This window comes from Paraburkholderia sp. Ac-20340 (assembly GCF_017104965.1).
Taxonomy (GTDB): Bacteria; Pseudomonadota; Gammaproteobacteria; order Burkholderiales; family Burkholderiaceae; genus Paraburkholderia.
The window spans coordinates 215318-229136 of record NZ_JAAGPR010000001.1; the positions used below are offsets into that span (position 1 = coordinate 215318).

Annotated in this window: 24 protein-coding genes; 2 read left to right on the forward strand and 22 right to left on the reverse strand. The window is 60.4% G+C overall.

The annotated features are described in order from the left end of the window. Positions 1-31: 31 nt before the first annotated feature. From G3N59_RS01010 to G3N59_RS01050, 9 genes are all read right to left on the reverse strand, one after another. A complete protein-coding gene (locus G3N59_RS01010) occupies positions 32-1450 on the reverse strand; it encodes an FAD-binding oxidoreductase (protein WP_205980610.1) in 1419 nt (472 codons plus the stop codon). Further along, positions 1434-1919 carry a cupin domain-containing protein gene (locus G3N59_RS01015; protein WP_205980611.1) on the reverse strand — a complete coding sequence of 162 codons (486 nt, stop codon included), beginning with the start codon at positions 1917-1919 and terminating at the stop codon, positions 1434-1436. The genes G3N59_RS01010 and G3N59_RS01015 overlap by 17 nt, the downstream gene beginning before the upstream one ends. Positions 1920-2142: 223 nt before the next feature. Beyond that, a complete protein-coding gene (locus G3N59_RS01020) occupies positions 2143-3261 on the reverse strand; it encodes a tyrosine-type recombinase/integrase (RefSeq protein WP_205980612.1) in 1119 nt (372 codons plus the stop codon). Next, positions 3251-3460: an excisionase gene (locus G3N59_RS01025; protein ID WP_205980613.1), complete on the reverse strand. Its 210-nt coding sequence runs from the start codon at positions 3458-3460 to the stop codon at positions 3251-3253. The genes G3N59_RS01020 and G3N59_RS01025 overlap by 11 nt, the downstream gene beginning before the upstream one ends. A 40-nt stretch (positions 3461-3500) precedes the next feature. Then, on the reverse strand, positions 3501-3848 hold the full coding sequence (locus G3N59_RS01030; protein ID WP_205980614.1) for a DUF4031 domain-containing protein: 348 nt from the start codon (positions 3846-3848) through the stop codon (positions 3501-3503). After that, positions 3845-4120, reverse strand: a complete 276-nt coding sequence (locus G3N59_RS01035; protein ID WP_205980615.1) for a hypothetical protein — start codon at positions 4118-4120, stop codon at positions 3845-3847. Before G3N59_RS01035 ends, G3N59_RS01030 begins: the two co-directional genes overlap by 4 nt. Beyond that, entirely contained in the window at positions 4117-4365 is a 249-nt protein-coding gene (locus G3N59_RS01040; protein ID WP_205980616.1) for a hypothetical protein, read from the reverse strand. The genes G3N59_RS01035 and G3N59_RS01040 overlap by 4 nt, the downstream gene beginning before the upstream one ends. Further along, complete coding sequence (locus G3N59_RS01045) at positions 4358-4909, reverse strand: hypothetical protein (RefSeq protein ID WP_205980617.1); 552 nt, start codon at positions 4907-4909, stop codon at positions 4358-4360. Before G3N59_RS01045 ends, G3N59_RS01040 begins: the two co-directional genes overlap by 8 nt. Next, the gene (locus tag G3N59_RS01050) at positions 4906-6210 is read right to left on the reverse strand and encodes a hypothetical protein (protein WP_205980618.1); all 1305 of its coding nucleotides are present in this window, start codon (positions 6208-6210) and stop codon (positions 4906-4908) included. The genes G3N59_RS01045 and G3N59_RS01050 overlap by 4 nt, the downstream gene beginning before the upstream one ends. A 56-nt stretch (positions 6211-6266) precedes the next feature. Here G3N59_RS01050 and G3N59_RS01055 point away from each other — a divergent pair, with 56 nt between their 5' ends. Then, the gene (locus G3N59_RS01055) at positions 6267-6560 is read left to right on the forward strand and encodes a hypothetical protein (protein WP_205980619.1); all 294 of its coding nucleotides are present in this window, start codon (positions 6267-6269) and stop codon (positions 6558-6560) included. An 18-nt stretch (positions 6561-6578) separates the two neighbouring features. Here the strand turns inward: G3N59_RS01055 and G3N59_RS01060 are convergent, their stop codons facing one another. The 12 genes from G3N59_RS01060 to G3N59_RS01115 form a co-directional block, all read right to left on the reverse strand. Further along, entirely contained in the window at positions 6579-6854 is a 276-nt protein-coding gene (locus G3N59_RS01060) for a hypothetical protein (protein ID WP_241023109.1), read from the reverse strand. After that, the gene (locus G3N59_RS01065) at positions 6841-7896 is read right to left on the reverse strand and encodes a phage Gp37/Gp68 family protein (protein ID WP_205980620.1); all 1056 of its coding nucleotides are present in this window, start codon (positions 7894-7896) and stop codon (positions 6841-6843) included. Before G3N59_RS01065 ends, G3N59_RS01060 begins: the two co-directional genes overlap by 14 nt. Further along, positions 7893-8162, reverse strand: a complete 270-nt coding sequence (locus G3N59_RS01070; RefSeq protein WP_205980621.1) for a hypothetical protein — start codon at positions 8160-8162, stop codon at positions 7893-7895. Before G3N59_RS01070 ends, G3N59_RS01065 begins: the two co-directional genes overlap by 4 nt. Next, positions 8159-8569, reverse strand: coding sequence for a hypothetical protein (locus G3N59_RS01075; protein WP_205980622.1), 411 nt, complete (start codon positions 8567-8569; stop codon positions 8159-8161). Before G3N59_RS01075 ends, G3N59_RS01070 begins: the two co-directional genes overlap by 4 nt. Further along, the gene (locus tag G3N59_RS01080; protein WP_205980623.1) at positions 8566-8775 is read right to left on the reverse strand and encodes a hypothetical protein; all 210 of its coding nucleotides are present in this window, start codon (positions 8773-8775) and stop codon (positions 8566-8568) included. Before G3N59_RS01080 ends, G3N59_RS01075 begins: the two co-directional genes overlap by 4 nt. After that, positions 8772-10535: a ParB/RepB/Spo0J family partition protein gene (locus G3N59_RS01085; RefSeq protein WP_205980624.1), complete on the reverse strand. Its 1764-nt coding sequence runs from the start codon at positions 10533-10535 to the stop codon at positions 8772-8774. Before G3N59_RS01085 ends, G3N59_RS01080 begins: the two co-directional genes overlap by 4 nt. Before the next feature lie 49 nt (positions 10536-10584). Next, positions 10585-11019, reverse strand: coding sequence for a hypothetical protein (locus G3N59_RS01090; RefSeq protein ID WP_205980625.1), 435 nt, complete (start codon positions 11017-11019; stop codon positions 10585-10587). A gap of 48 nt (positions 11020-11067) precedes the next feature. Continuing rightward, a complete protein-coding gene (locus tag G3N59_RS01095; protein WP_205980626.1) occupies positions 11068-11418 on the reverse strand; it encodes a hypothetical protein in 351 nt (116 codons plus the stop codon). Positions 11419-11516: 98 nt separating this feature from the next. Continuing rightward, complete coding sequence (locus G3N59_RS01100; RefSeq protein WP_205980627.1) at positions 11517-12281, reverse strand: hypothetical protein; 765 nt, start codon at positions 12279-12281, stop codon at positions 11517-11519. 2 nt (positions 12282-12283) lie between these two features. Then, the gene (locus tag G3N59_RS01105; RefSeq protein WP_205980628.1) at positions 12284-12532 is read right to left on the reverse strand and encodes a hypothetical protein; all 249 of its coding nucleotides are present in this window, start codon (positions 12530-12532) and stop codon (positions 12284-12286) included. A 2-nt stretch (positions 12533-12534) separates the two neighbouring features. Further along, positions 12535-12816 (reverse strand): hypothetical protein, encoded by a 282-nt coding sequence (locus G3N59_RS01110; RefSeq protein WP_205980629.1) that lies wholly within the window; start codon positions 12814-12816, stop codon positions 12535-12537. After that, a complete protein-coding gene (locus G3N59_RS01115; RefSeq protein WP_205980630.1) occupies positions 12813-13028 on the reverse strand; it encodes a hypothetical protein in 216 nt (71 codons plus the stop codon). The genes G3N59_RS01110 and G3N59_RS01115 overlap by 4 nt, the downstream gene beginning before the upstream one ends. A 137-nt stretch (positions 13029-13165) precedes the next feature. Here G3N59_RS01115 and G3N59_RS01120 point away from each other — a divergent pair, with 137 nt between their 5' ends. After that, positions 13166-13609: a hypothetical protein gene (locus tag G3N59_RS01120; RefSeq protein ID WP_205980631.1), complete on the forward strand. Its 444-nt coding sequence runs from the start codon at positions 13166-13168 to the stop codon at positions 13607-13609. Here the strand turns inward: G3N59_RS01120 and G3N59_RS01125 are convergent, their stop codons facing one another. Next, positions 13610-13819 carry a hypothetical protein gene (locus tag G3N59_RS01125; protein WP_205980632.1) on the reverse strand — a complete coding sequence of 70 codons (210 nt, stop codon included), beginning with the start codon at positions 13817-13819 and terminating at the stop codon, positions 13610-13612. It lies immediately after the preceding gene.

Consider the following 13819-nt stretch of genomic DNA (forward strand, 5'->3'; position numbering starts at 1 on the left):
AGGCAACAACGACGATCTTCAATAAGCTGCGTTAGCGCATGAGCAGCGACATCGAATCGCTCAGCTTCATCGCAAAGGCTTTTTTCCACTGCGTTGCCGCGCCAATGCGGCAGAGATTCTCTTCCCACTCGAAGGTGGACATGATGGCGCGCGAGGTGAGCCAGCGGATCGGCTCCGGTTCCCATGAGCGCAGCACGCGGCTGGGCGCCTGGCCGGCGAATACCCAGGGCATGGCGGTGCGTTCGGTTTCGCGGCCCAGCACGAGGTCGGCCAGCGTGCGTGCGAACAGATGCGAAGGCCCGACGCCCTGGCCGCCATAACCGCCGGCCATGCCGATACCGCTCGCTTTGTCGAAGACTACGTGCGGCGCGAAGGCGCGCGCCATGCCGAGCGAGCCGCCCCAGCCGTGCGTGATGCGCACGCCTTTGAGCATCGGGAAAAGATCGTAGAGCAGTGCTTCGCGCAGACGGAATTCTGGATCGGCCAGTCGAAACGTACTGCGTGGCCGACTCCCGAAACGATATCCGCCGCGTGCGCCGAAGATCATGCGGCCGTCGCGCGTGCGCTGGCCATAGCTGACCATCTTGCTGCCGTCGCAGAAGGCGGGGCGCGTGTGCAGACCGATTTCGTCCCAGAGCGCGTCGCTCAGGGGTTCTGTCGCGACGATCAGGCTTTGCACCGGAATCACGTAGCGGCCGAAGCCCGGCACGCTCGACGCATAGCCTTCCAGCGCGGGGATCACGATGGGCGCCTTGACGCGGCCCTGCGCTGTTTCGACGATGCCGGCGCGAATCGCCGTCGCGCGGCTTTGCTCGAAGATCGGCACGCCCAGCCGTTCGACGGCGCGCGCGAGACCGCGCACCATCCGCGCCGGATTGATGGTCGCGCAATGGCGCTTGAATACGCCGCCGAAACCATCGCGCAACTGCACCGTGCGATCGAGTTCGCGCTTGCTCAGCCAGTAGCAATCGTCTTCGGTATGGCCGGCCGCGTAGAGTTGCGCGAGCACGGCGCGCTGGCGCTTTTCCTGTTCGGGAAAACGCGCCGCCGCGTAGACCACGCCGCCCTTATGGAAATCGGCGTCGATCTGTTCGCGCGCGAGCGCAGCGGCAATCGCATCGACGTTCTCGAACAGCAGCTTGCAGCAGGCTCGGCGCTGCGCCATCGGCAAGGGCGCGACGTATTTTTCGAGCCCCGAGATGTAGCCCGCGACCCAGCCGCCGTTACGCCCCGAAGCGCCGAAGCCCGCCGTTTCTGCCTCGACGATCACGACGCGCAGGTCCGGTGCGTGCTGCTTCAGGTAGTAGGCGGTCCAGAGTCCCGTATAGCCCGCGCCGACGATGGCGACATCGGCATCGATATCGCCCGCGAGGCTCGCGCGCGGTTCAAGCGATTCCACCGATTCGTCCAGCGTGTCGAGCCAGAAACTCGCGTCAGCATACTTGCTCATCGCGCGCCCTCGGCTGGTCTGCAGGCACGGCGGCTGCGGCGCATTTCGCGATCACGAAGTATTTGCGCACGCGCGTGAGCGATTCCCAGGTGCCGTCGAAACCGGGCTCGACGATAAAGGCCTCGCCGGGTCCGAACGACGCGGTGTTGCCGTGCTGGTCGGTGAGCGCGACGGCGCCTTCGAGGATGAAGCAGAACTCCATGCTGTCGGGATGCGCCTTTCGCTTACAAAATGCTTCCGACTCCCAAACACCGCTGCTGACCACGCCGTCGACCGAGTGAAATGCGGGCCAGCTACGCGTATCGCCGTTGCCGCTGATCAGCGCTGCGGGCACGGTCGGGCTGACTTGCGGCGCGTGGCCGGGCAGGGGATTGAGGGGCGTGATGAATGCGACCGGCATGGTGTCTCCTTGTGAACGCCTGATGTCGTGAAAGGTCGATTCACTATAAGGAGCGGCCGCATCGATCAAATATCGACGTGCTTAAGCTTACGTTAATTCTTGTTGACGTAATCTAACCGTTATAGACGTCAGAAAAATCGAAGCTTAAGGGAAGTCCCGGTTAGGGAAATCGCGACGGATTTAATCTTTCTGATAAGTGGGAAGGGTTGTAATCGGTGGTTACATCGGATTCCCCGCAAAGCCTTATCTGACGTAGCTGATCCAATAGCGATCCAATAACAATTCAAAATTTTCAGGCAGCGTGGATCTTCACTTCTGACCACTCGCGTCCGCGCGAATCGCGATAAAGTGCCGTCGACGAAGCCGACTTGTGACCGAGAATCGCCTGAGAAAACGGCTCGTCATACTGCTTCGTATAAAGGCGCGCGGACAGCGAGCGGATCTCGTGAAAAGTCGACGGCGTCTTGCCTTCTTCGAGGGGAATCTGGGGATCAAGTTCATCGCGAAATTTCTTGAAGGCGTAAGACAGCGATGCCATCGAAACCGCGTCTCCAGGCTTGCGTTTCGCGCTGCGCTTCAGGTAGTGAATTGGGCTGCGGCTCACCACGCTATCCCGGCACGCCTTGATGACGTCATCAATCGTCATCTCCAGCGCCTTCATATGGATCGTTAGCGGAATCATGAGCTTCGCGCCGGTCTTCTGCTGCTCGACCCAGAGATAGCCGTCCTTGATCTGTTCGAACCGCATGCTCGCGATTTCCTCGCGCCGCTGGCCGGTGATGAGCGCAAGGTTCATCGCGTTTACGAACCAACGATATTCAGGCTGCTTCTCTGCGAGCGATCGGATCTTCAAAAAATCATCTAGCGTCAGGCGCTGGCGGGCGACTTCATGCACAGGCTTTTCGATCGGCTCGACGGGGTTCTCTCCAAGCTTCACGAGCCCCTTCGCGATCGCTTTGCGGAAGATGTCGAGCAGCTTTCCGCGAATCAGCTTCGCGGTTGGCACGCCGCGGTCCTTCGCCGTCTTGTCGATGAAGGTCGACACTTCCATGGGAGTAATGGACGCGATGGGCTGGGCCGAGAAAGGATCTTCCTTGATCGCCTTGATATGCGATTTCAGCGCGTTCACTGTATTGCGGTTACCGTCCTTCTTGGTCTCAAAGTACGTATCGCACCACGACGCGAGCGATACGACGCCGATGTCCAGTTTTTGAAGAATGTCGACGTGGCCCTTGCGGCGTTCGAGCTCGGCGTTAGCCGTGCGCGCCTGGGAGCTGGCTTCGCGAAAATCATATCCGAGACCGATGGTCTTTCCGTTGCCCGGATTGCGAAACCAGTAATACCCCTTCGTGTTTTTATAGAGGTTATCGGGCCAGTTGCGTCTGGCAGCGATTCTTCTTCTAGCGGCCATTCACAAGCCTCTCAATGCGCTCTGCGCGCGGGTCTACGTATACGGCGTCCGGACGGCAGAAGTACGCACGTCCGATCTTCTTGGGAACGGGATTGATCTTGCCGTTCCTGATCCAGTTGAGCAGCGTATTGGGGTGGGGGACATGCTCGCCAAAAACGTCGAGTGCCCATTGACGGACGGGGACAAGTTGCGCATTCATGATGTTCACCTCCATCGCCCAGCACGGGCATTTCCTCGTTTCACTGCGAAGCTTCTGATTTCTCGATGGCGCGCCGCGCCGCTACGAATTCGCGTTGCCATACGATCGCCTCCGCCGGCGTACCGAGCTGCCCAACTACGCGTCTGCGCGCAGTCATGGCGCCAGTCTGGCGCCACGTGATCTCAACGGCGCCGAGCCGCACGGCGATCGCACGCTTGCTTAGTGCGATGTCGTAGTGGCTGCGCGCGGTGCCGGGCTTTTGGTGCCAGCGTCGCGCGACGCCGATCGCATGGGCCATCGCATGAAGCTCCTCGTCGGAGTCCGCGATCATGTGGCACATCACCATGCGGCCGTAGGGCGCGCGCATATCGTCGACGTAGACGGTCATGCCCAATCACCTGATCGGCGCTTTACGCGTTCAATAACCATGCGAATCGCGGCGCGGCGCTGGCGGGAGTTTCCGGTGGGGCGCTTGTCGAGGTAATCGACGACGTACTCGCGCGTATTGCAGTGCGGGCAAGGGACGTCGCCGCCGGAATGCAACGGGCCGCCTGGCTCGTCGCAGCTATCGAGATCCCAGAGGTATCCATCAATGCACGTACCATCCGGGTAGTTGGCGCCAAATGATGGGCCTTCGAAAGAGCAGCCAAGTTTCGTCACGCTTCACCTCCGCTGCGCTCGATCTCGGCTTTGCGGGCGGCGTCTAGCGCTTCTCCGATATGCAGGTATTTCGCGCGCGTCTCGGGATCAAGCGCCATTTTTCTCAGGATATTGCGCAGCCGAGTTCCAATGTGCGCTGGGCAAAACACCACTCTCTCCGGTAAATAGCCAGTGAACCATTCCCATTCGGTCGGAGCCGCTAGGATGTTTGGCATCGCGGAGCCGCAGCATGCACACTTATACATTGCCGTCTCCTTCGCGCGCTGCGTCGCTCATGAGCTCGGTGGGCGCGCCATGAATCGCCATCTTGAACGTATCGCGGCAGATCTCGGCGAAGCGCTTCGGCACCATCCGAGCGTGTGAGCCGTCGGGGCAGCAATCAAGGTGCGGCGCGGGCGCGAATCCGAGGCTTCCGCACTCAGGGCAGAAACGAACCATCTCCTCTGCCTGTTCGATCTCGTGCCCATCATCGACGTCAGACCCAAGCCAATGTCCGTCCGAGGGCACTTCAGGTTCGCCCCAGTGGCCTTCCGCTGGCGACCCTAATGGCGCCACTGCTTGCGGTTCTGCCGCGCGGACGGAAATGGCACGGCCTTCACTGGTGCTGAGCTCGCCGTCCGCGTTTCGCACTGACAGTCCGAGCGCAACCAGTTGGTCCTCAACTTCGCCCAGCGCCTTCAACGTCTCATCGTCAAGGCGTTTCGGCTCAGTGCGACACAGGAACGCAAGCATCTGAACGGATCTGACGAACGCCGCGCGCTCGTCGGGCTGCTTGTTTTCGTTGCTCATTGCGCGTCTCCCTCACTGGCTTGGCGTCGCTGGATATCGTCTCGCATGCGCTGGCGCTTCAAAGCGTTCTCGGCTTCGTATTTGTCACGTCCGAACAGTGCGTAAGGGCCATCCTCCGTGTCGTAGATTTCGAGCAGGAGCCAGCCATCGCCCTCGGGTGCCGTGGGCGTCCATTCGGAGCAGTTGTCCAAGCCTCCGTCGCACCAGCGCTCATGCAGGTCCGGGAGGTCGTTCTCCATCGCACGAAAGCGTGTCTCGATGCCAAACGCCTCAAGGAATGTGTCGGCGCGCGTGCCTTCGTCGCAAATCGGATAATCCGGGTGCGTCAGGAAGCCTTGGTCGTCGCGCAAAATCTTGCGCGGAGTCAGCAACTTTTTGCGCAGGCCTTCCAGGTTGATCGGCGCTCCCACATCTGCGCCCACGGTAGGTGAGGCGTTGAGCATCGCGTGCCACGCCGCATCTAGAGCATCGTCGCGATCCTTGCCGGATTGCTCGGCAGTGTTGAACGCGATTATTGCCTTCGCGCGCATGTCGTACGAGCGTTCGACCAATACGCGCGCCAATCCATCAGGAGCGCCCAGAGCGACGGTAGCGGCGTACAGCGGCGTCCAAAAGTTTCGGCGCGTGTCGCACATACGCGAGTCGGTGTCCATGATCGGGCCTTCAAAGCCGCCATCGCTTCGATAGCGAACCCATGCCACTGGCGTTTTCGCCTCTTCGGCCTGCTCGCGCGCAATTTCGTCAGCGTCGCCGGCGGCAGCCATCGCTTCATAGTCGGTGTCATCCCAAACCGCACCGATGCCGCCGCATTCGCGGCACCCTGAGCCCAAATCGCATTTCAAGATTGCGCTGAACGGGTAATGGCCGACAGGATGGCCATCCTCTGTCTCATGGCAGCCCGAGCAGGTGCGCCAAAAGCCATACTCATTCTTCAGCGCATCCTCGACGCCCAGCAACTCCATAGGCGTTGTCGACGCTACCGCAGCGGATGCGACGGGAGCGGCGTAGAGCGGTGTGACTTTCGCGTTCTCGTGTTTGGACGCCCAATCTAGTGCGTCGCGCTCGTTGATGTAGACGCTGTGCCACGTTTCCTGCGGGCCGCTCGGCCATTCGACCGCCCAAGCTTCCGGCGCTTTCACCGCATCGGAGGGAGCCAGAACGTATTCGATGTCACCGGCGCTCTGCTTGTCGGCGCACCAAGTCACTTCATGGAGGCTCGAAAACTCGATAGCCTCACTGGGCAGTCCGTCGCCGAGAACAAGGTAAATGCGCTGTGGGGCGTTTTTGATAGTCATATCCATCGTTGCGCTCGCATTCAATGATTAAAGTTTCGGGATGCTTTGCCGATAGAATTTGTATGAACAAGTTCTATGACAAAAACATCGCTGCGCTCGTTGGCCATGAGTTAGCACTGGAGGTCGCGCTCAAAGGCGCGGAATCTAGCGCTGCATTTGAGTCCTTCGACGCCATTCGTAAAGCTCAAGGGCTGCCCTCTATTCACGACGAGGACCGAGAGTACTTGCAGACCATTCGTGACGATGTCGCTGAAGGCTTCGAGTACCTTCACGATCCGCTTTCTGTTGCCGAGGCATGCGGTCGACCAGTTACCGAAGAGGTGCGCGCCGCCTCAGATCGATTCCATGGTCGATAGACGCCTGACACGTGCTGTTCACCAGCGTTGATCTTCGAGAGCAAGCGAGTTTTGCGGCATCGCAACTTCGGAGGGCTGAATCATGGAAAGCTCAAGGTCCGGCGATTGTCCAGCGACATAGCGCACCTTACGATTCGCGTAGTCGCGCTCGCATTCGACTGACTCACGCATGAGTTTGAGCACCTGCATAGCTTTGTCTGCATCTAGCAAATAGCTGTTGAATCCGATTCGGATGCACGCGACATCACGTTGCCGGGTAGTTTTCGCTCTTGTGGCCATTTCATAGGCTCCCATTGGGAAATTCGTCGTATGTGCGGCCGTCAAGAAGACGCCCGGCCACCTTTTTGCCGACACGAAATTGCGTTTGATCTCCGATGCGGCTCGTACGGATCGAACCTCCAAATTCGCGGCCGGAGCCATCATCGGCAACTGCGTAGCTCTCGCCATCCGTGTCGCCTGGTAACCACTCGCCCCATTGTTTGAAAAGAAGTGGCACGCCCGCGTTTTCACATTGGTTGCGCAGCCCGCGCACCCATCGGGCGCTCATCGGGCGCGCGTCGACACCGCTCTCGCCGCCGACAATTACCCAGTCGATGCGGTCGCCCGTCTTTGGCTTGAAGACCACATGCTGTGCTGTCGATCCGGTTTGCCCGCTTAGCACGTCCAGCTCGACCTCATCGGAAACCTGCAGGCGGTCTAACTGCACGGGACCTAGCAAAGGCTCCATGCTCAGGAAGCGCACCTGAGCAGGGACCTGAAGCAGCTTCGGAATGTCGCGTTCTGCTTCGACCTGGTTGACGACTGTGGCGCCGAGCCATACGTTGTCGCGCCCCATCAGCCAATCGTGCGATCGTGCGCGCGAGATCTCGCGGAAGGCGTTGCCGATACGCTTCGTGAGTAAGAGCCAAATGAGGTTTGGCGTTAGCTCGATAAGGTCGAACAGGTCGCGGCGCCATGCCGGATCGACATCGATATCGAATACGTCGGCGAGCGATGCGCAGAAAACGCGCGGTCGCGTGCGTCTAAGGTTGAGACAAGCGCATCGCACATTTGGGCATGTCGGTAGACCATTGACGCTCGCAGCGTCATGACCACGCCAATGGCATTCCGGGCACTCGAAGAAGGGCTTTGCATTCCACTGAAGTGGCTTGCGCCAGTTCGCGTGCGACGTGCGTCGGCGCGGCGCACCTGGTCCCCAGTTGATCGCCGCGCCACCGCTGAAGCGCGCATTGCGTGCCTCGGCGTAGCAGTGATCGCAGCCTGGTCCGACCTTTTGACAACCCTCCCACGGATTGAACGTATGATCCGTCCATTCGATTTTGCTGTTCTCGCTCATGCGGTTTCACCGTTCCGCTTCGGGACTGGGTGGCCCATGCAGCCGTGCTCCTTGTGGTCGAAGTTGTCGCACTTGCCACCCATCGGGATAAAGTTGTGGCCCTGCGACAACTCTTCGAGAAGCGCGGCCTTGGCTTCATGCGGCGTCATCGTTCGGCCATCGTCGTCCTTAAACATGCCGCGGAAGTCCTTCAAGCTCCAATTCGTCAGCGCACCGCGCACGTCGAGGCAAAGGTGGAAAGATCTCGCTTCACTGGTGATGTTCACGCTGCCCCCTTCGCTTCAACGGACTGCTTCCAAGCTTCGATATGCTTCGCTCCCTCGGCTCGCCAGTTCGCACCGTGCCGAAGAACGAGCTTCACCATCCAATGAATGACGTGAGCCTGCTCATCCTCGGCTCGGTGCTCGATTTCGACGCCGGCCGCACGCATTGCCCTAGCTATGTGTGCGCACTGGAAGCACATCCAGCCAAGTACTTCCCGTAGATCGGGCGTCAACTCATCGGGGTAGGTCGGCAACGCGCGCGCTTCGAGCGCGGCACACGCCGCGCGCACGTCATCGGCGGCCCCGAAGATAGTGATGCCGGCGACTTTGCAAACCACCTCTGTGGGGCTGACGTCGAGCGTCGTGCCCTGGTTACCGTCTATGGGAGCTTGGTTACCTTGTAGATTCATGTTGTTGCTCCGTTTGCTTGAACCGCTTCGCGCGAGGCAGATACGTCGTGGATCTCGCGTGCGCGGACTTCGAAATAGGCATCCCCAAAGCGCTTGAGCGCGTCGAACGAGCCGCTGATACTCGAGTACTGCTGCGAGCCGATCACGGCGTCGAGCTGGACGGATAGCCCGGCTTCGCGTGCGAGCCGGATCAGGTCATCGTTCATGGGCGCCCCGTCTTTGGGAACGGCAGCGGCTCATTCGATTTGGCGTCACGCTTGAATGTTGGCTTCGCCTTGTCGACCTGCTCTTTGGGCGTGCTGACTGCCGCGCGCGGCTTCGCGGCGGTCTTCTTCACCGCCGGTGTTTTCTTCGCCGCTGGAGTCTTCGCAGGCGCGGCCTTGGCCGTCGGCTTCGTGGTCGGCGCGGGCGCCTTCGTGGCCGGTACCGGTTTTTCCTTGGGCTTCGGCTTCATGTCCGATTCGACCTGTTTGCGCACTGCGCCCGGATCGATGCCGCGCACGCGCGCCGTTGCTTCGAGCAGCTCGGGCTTCGCCCCGCTAAAGGTCTGCGAAACCGACTCATCGATTAGCGCGATGTCCATCACCAGCCGCGCGAGCGCAACCGGATCGCTTTTTTCGAACTCGTCGACTTTCTTGGCGAAATCGGCCTCGCTGATCGCGGTATTGCCCCAGTCGTAGAGCTTGCTGATGCGCTTCTGGTTTTCATTCCAGAGGCGTCGATAGAACGTAACGGCGACGATCTTGAGATCGAAGTCGTCAAGGCCGGTTTCGACATGCTTCTCGCGGATCTGATGGAACAGTGAGCCGCGGTATGCGTCGGCCGCTTTTTTCTTCGCCAATTCGGCCGACTGCGCGGGATCTGCTGTGCCGGCGCTGGGCGCCTGAATGCCCTTGTCGGCGAGTGCTTTTTTCAGATCAGCCTTCGGCATGACATCGAGCAGCTTTCCGTCGTGGGGGCTTTCCAACAGCGCTGCGGTTTTCACGCCTTTGGCGCCAAGGATCTGGCGAAACGTGCGCTGTTTCGCGTCGTCATAGCAACGCGCATCGAGGTCCACATAACCAGCTTGTAGGCCTCCATATTCATTCGGCTGAATCTGCTTCGCTTCCTTCCCGGTAATCACCTGACGTCCTGTGGCAGCAGCTTCAGCACGTTTTTGGGCAGCTGCGGCCTCACGTTTCTTTGCGTAGCAGGATGGATCGGTGCAGACGTCTTTGCTCTCGACATCGCCGAAGAGATCCTCTTGATTGCCGGTGCGCTTCGGACATGGACCACACGCGCCGATGCCCTTCACCAACGCCTCATCGGAGGTCTGGAATGGCGCCCGGTCGAGCCGGAGCATGTACGTTTCCTGAATATGCTGCGAGGCCTCCCGCGCCGACATGACCTCATCGTTCCAGTCGAGCTGCGTAATTTCCTCCGCTGCCTTTTTCTGCAACTCGATCGGCATGCGTGCGAGCATCAGCGCGGTAGTCGCCGTGAGCTTGCCCTCGAAGAAGAGCTTGCGCGTGCCATCGCTCAACGCGCACAGCTTCAGCCGCTGAGCAACATAGGTCTTCGTCTGGCTAACTTCGGTCGCAATCTGAACGAGCGTGTGGCCGCGATCTGCGAGCACCTTGTATCCGTCAGCTTCTTCGAGTGGATGAAGGTCGCGGCGCTGCAGGTTCTCCACGATCTGAATCTGGAGCACTTCGTCGTCGGAAAGCGAGCGCACGAGAACGGGCACTTGAGCGAGCAGGGCATCGGTGGCCGCGCGCACACGGCGCTCGCCGGCGACGAGTTCGAACAGCCCCGGCTCATCCGGCCACGGACGCACGAGCACCGGTTGCAGGATGCCATGCTCTCGCACGCTAGCAACCAGTTCAAGGTGTTCGGCCTCCGGGAAGCGCTTGCGGGGGTTGGTCGGCGACTTGCGGATGCTGTCGATCAGCATGAAGTCGACTGACGCCTGTTCGTTGGATTGCACGGGGAAATCTCCTTATCTATTCGGCTCATTCCAGCTCATTCACGAGCGTTCAATGCATCACGCGATCGCTGCTCGGGCCCGACGGGTTGATGACGGCTTCGAAGATCTTGGCGAGAGCCATGTCGCTGAAGCGCGCTTCGATTGCATCGAAGATTTCAGCGCGCTGGCGATAGAGCGCGAGTGCCGCGCGGAAGTCCGCGTTATCGGCATTCGGGCTGATCAGCATGGGGATCCAGTTGCCACTGCCGAAGGTGTTGTCGTACGCAGCGAGAACGCGCTGGCGCGTGTCGTTCACGGGAACCGAGACGCTCGATTCGACATTCGCGTCGAACTCGTGCTTGCAGCCCATGGCGTATTCGAAGTGCACGCCGGTATTAGTGTCGAAAACGATGGTCGCCGCACGGCTTCCGTCTTCGCCTAGCGCGGTGACGCGCATCTTGAAATCGGTGGGGCGGGAATCGTTGAAGATGAAGATGGTTTTCATGGCTTAGGTCTCGAACGTTGGAATGAGGTGAGCCCGTGGCTGCGAGGCTTAAATGGGCACGTCGTCGGCCATGTCTAGCTGCGCTTGCGCACCCCGACCGGCCGGCAAGTCCTGCAATGCCCGACGCAATTCCCACGTGCCAATCGGCTGCACACGCAGCTGACGCACGAACATGCGTGCTGCGCCTTCATCGAGAAACGTGATGCCGTAGATCGCACCAGGGCCAAAGGCCTTCGTGAAGGGCTGGAGCGCCGGATATTCATCGGTCGCTTCGCACGCCGGCACGTCGACGCGCACGAACGACTGGCCACCAACCGTCAGGTCCGAAACACGGCCTGCAATACGTTGGTGTCCGAACAATTCGACGAGAGCCCATTGCTCGAATTTTTGACCGTCCATATCTGATCCTAAAAAATGGGGCGCTGTACGAGCCGCCCACCGAGAAGCACGCGACGCCGGGGAATTGGTCGCGCACCTGAGAGCCAGTTGATTTTGAGTTAGCGAAAAGCAGCGGCTGAATGCGCAGGGAAGTAGCGTGTCGCACGCGCCACCATCGTGTCTAGTTCGAACACTGCGGCTTCGCTTTTCGCGTGCGCGGCGTCGTAAAGCGCCGGCAAGCTGTCCTCGAACGACGAGCGCACCTCATCGCGGTTCGCGCGGCGTCCGTTGATGTACCAGCACGTCTGCTCGGCCTCGGCCATGCGGAAGATCAGGCCGCTTTCGTGCTGGAGTGCCTCATAGGCCCGCGTTACCCAAACGAGCGAAACGCCGACGCGCTGCTCAATGACCGGGCATGCCTTCGCCACGAATTTCGCGCATTCGATATGCGCGGGGGGCAATAAGGACGTGCGCGTGACGGCCGATAGCGCGTCGATCATGAACGCCTTGTACTGCCCGACCGGTTCGCCGCAGACGCAGCAGCGTTTGTAATACACGCATGCCGCAAGTTTTTCGCTGTCGCAGCGTCGATAGTCAGGCACGCCGCTGTCGCGCTGTGCGAAAACCGGTACCGGATAGCCGCGCGAATCAAGTGGCAGCGCGCGCATGCGCTGCGGCAGTTCAGGCAGACCTTGTCGGAGCGCCATGGCGGTCATCGAAACCCCATGCGGAAGGCGCGCCGCGGCCGCGCCTCCGTGAGTGCCCGGGACATCGTTCGCGGGGGCGGGAAAGATTCGTTCAAAGCGCTTCGCCGAGGCGATCGCCGCATAAGCAGCGCAGCCGAGCGCGAGGGTTGCGGAGCCGAGATAGCCGATCGTGTTCATCGTCATTCCTCGTTCACCAGGCGCACGCCGCGGTCAACAGCAACGCTGCGCAAAAGCTGGCGGCCGAAGCGAGCGCTTGTCAGCATCTCATCGACCGTCTGAAGCGACACGCCGAATTCCATAAGCTTTTCGAGCGCATCGATGGCGCCGCGCTGCACGAGATCGGTCGCGATGAGCTCTTCCGTGCTCATCGCTTCGAAGGTGGCGCTGACGTCTGCGACCGAGCCAGCTGCGTTTAAAAGCTTGGCCATGATCAGTCCTCGTCGTTGGCGGCGCGGCGCTTCAGGTCGACGAACGACTCGTCGAAGGCGAAGCACGTCTGGGTTACGGGAGCGTGTCGCGGCGCCAATGCGTGGCCGACGTGACGCTGCGGACGGCCGACGATCTGGGCGCGCACAGCGGCCTGGACTGCGGCGCGCACGGCGGGATTGAGCAGCGCTTCATCGGGCGTGCCTTCGACGCCGAGCGTGCGGCACGCTTGCGCGAGCAGCTCGTCGGGGAGGCGGGTGGGCGTCGGGCGCATGTCGGTTCTCACAGGCAGCGCGTGAGAGCGCACGACGTGTCACCAGCTGCGAGGCGATCGGTGTACTGCTGATAGCCGAGCAGGAGCAGATAGACGAAAACCACACCGAGGATGGCGAACACGTTGCGAGCGGCGCGAATGGTCCAGAGCAGAGCGCGGACGCCGCGCGCGCCGGCACGAGTTTGTGCGCTGGCGGTGGGATTGGCTTGCTGCTTCTGTGACATGGTTCGCTCCGTTGCGTGTTGCGATCTGATGGAGCGAATATTAGGCAATGCCATATATCTTGTAAAGAGGCATTGCCATATTTTTTTAAGGGAACGGACAATGGCTGAAATTCAAAATTTCAACCGAGGGACCAAAGATGTTTGATGTGAAAAAAATTGCGGCGCTTTTGCTCGCATTCAGCTGCGCTGGCGCAATGGCAGGTGAACCTGCAAGCACGGCTCCGGACGGACAAGTCGTGAAGGCAGCGGTGAAATCGCTCCTTCCTCGCCCGCAATGGGCAAACGTCTCAATCGACACGCGCGATGCGAGAAGCCTGGCATTGACGATCCATTACAAGACCGAGCCGGAAGACGGATTTGCGACGAGCGAAGCCGATACCGAGGCGTTGGCGATTGCTGTAGCGCAAGGGCTCGCGAAGGCCGGCCATTCGCCAGCCAAGGAGAGCAGGTTGATTTTCGTCTATGCGACGAGGGACATTCTTGGCGTGACGGGCGAGAAGCGGGTGGAGATGTTGGGGTGGGCGCTATACCGCCCAGATCAAGATGGCGTGACGTTTGAAAGGAAACTGCGAGGCATGTGATCAGCCAGTCGTCAGCCTTACGAGCTGGCGGCCTAGAACAAAGATAGGTTCGAGCAATCCTAAGGCATTGTCGCTGTTTGCTCCGACAATGCCGAACCGTGTCTCGCCGTCGGAGCACAAATCGATGTAAAGATGCGCGTACACAGAAAATCCCGCGCCCCGGCTCTCAGTTGGGGCGCCTATGGACTTGCGATAGGCGTCGAGGTTCAC

Excerpts from the sequence above, each read along its gene's own strand:
- G3N59_RS01010 (WP_205980610.1), bottom strand. The coding sequence starts at position 1,450 with ATGAGCAAGTATGCTGACGCGAGTTTCTGGCTCGACACGCTGGACGAA.
- G3N59_RS01020 (WP_205980612.1), bottom strand. The coding sequence starts at position 3,261 with ATGGCCGCTAGAAGAAGAATCGCTGCCAGACGCAACTGGCCCGATAAC.
- G3N59_RS01025 (WP_205980613.1), bottom strand. The coding sequence starts at position 3,460 with ATGAATGCGCAACTTGTCCCCGTCCGTCAATGGGCACTCGACGTTTTT.
- G3N59_RS01030 (WP_205980614.1), bottom strand. The coding sequence starts at position 3,848 with ATGACCGTCTACGTCGACGATATGCGCGCGCCCTACGGCCGCATGGTG.
- G3N59_RS01040 (WP_205980616.1), bottom strand. The coding sequence starts at position 4,365 with ATGTATAAGTGTGCATGCTGCGGCTCCGCGATGCCAAACATCCTAGCG.
- G3N59_RS01045 (WP_205980617.1), bottom strand. The coding sequence starts at position 4,909 with ATGAGCAACGAAAACAAGCAGCCCGACGAGCGCGCGGCGTTCGTCAGA.
- G3N59_RS01050 (WP_205980618.1), bottom strand. The coding sequence starts at position 6,210 with ATGGATATGACTATCAAAAACGCCCCACAGCGCATTTACCTTGTTCTC.
- G3N59_RS01055 (WP_205980619.1), top strand. The coding sequence starts at position 6,267 with ATGAACAAGTTCTATGACAAAAACATCGCTGCGCTCGTTGGCCATGAG.
- G3N59_RS01060 (WP_241023109.1), bottom strand. The coding sequence starts at position 6,854 with ATGGGAGCCTATGAAATGGCCACAAGAGCGAAAACTACCCGGCAACGT.
- G3N59_RS01065 (WP_205980620.1), bottom strand. The coding sequence starts at position 7,896 with ATGAGCGAGAACAGCAAAATCGAATGGACGGATCATACGTTCAATCCG.
- G3N59_RS01075 (WP_205980622.1), bottom strand. The coding sequence starts at position 8,569 with ATGAATCTACAAGGTAACCAAGCTCCCATAGACGGTAACCAGGGCACG.
- G3N59_RS01080 (WP_205980623.1), bottom strand. The coding sequence starts at position 8,775 with ATGAACGATGACCTGATCCGGCTCGCACGCGAAGCCGGGCTATCCGTC.
- G3N59_RS01090 (WP_205980625.1), bottom strand. The coding sequence starts at position 11,019 with ATGAAAACCATCTTCATCTTCAACGATTCCCGCCCCACCGATTTCAAG.
- G3N59_RS01095 (WP_205980626.1), bottom strand. The coding sequence starts at position 11,418 with ATGGACGGTCAAAAATTCGAGCAATGGGCTCTCGTCGAATTGTTCGGA.
- G3N59_RS01100 (WP_205980627.1), bottom strand. The coding sequence starts at position 12,281 with ATGAACACGATCGGCTATCTCGGCTCCGCAACCCTCGCGCTCGGCTGC.
- G3N59_RS01105 (WP_205980628.1), bottom strand. The coding sequence starts at position 12,532 with ATGGCCAAGCTTTTAAACGCAGCTGGCTCGGTCGCAGACGTCAGCGCC.
- G3N59_RS01115 (WP_205980630.1), bottom strand. The coding sequence starts at position 13,028 with ATGTCACAGAAGCAGCAAGCCAATCCCACCGCCAGCGCACAAACTCGT.
- G3N59_RS01120 (WP_205980631.1), top strand. The coding sequence starts at position 13,166 with ATGTTTGATGTGAAAAAAATTGCGGCGCTTTTGCTCGCATTCAGCTGC.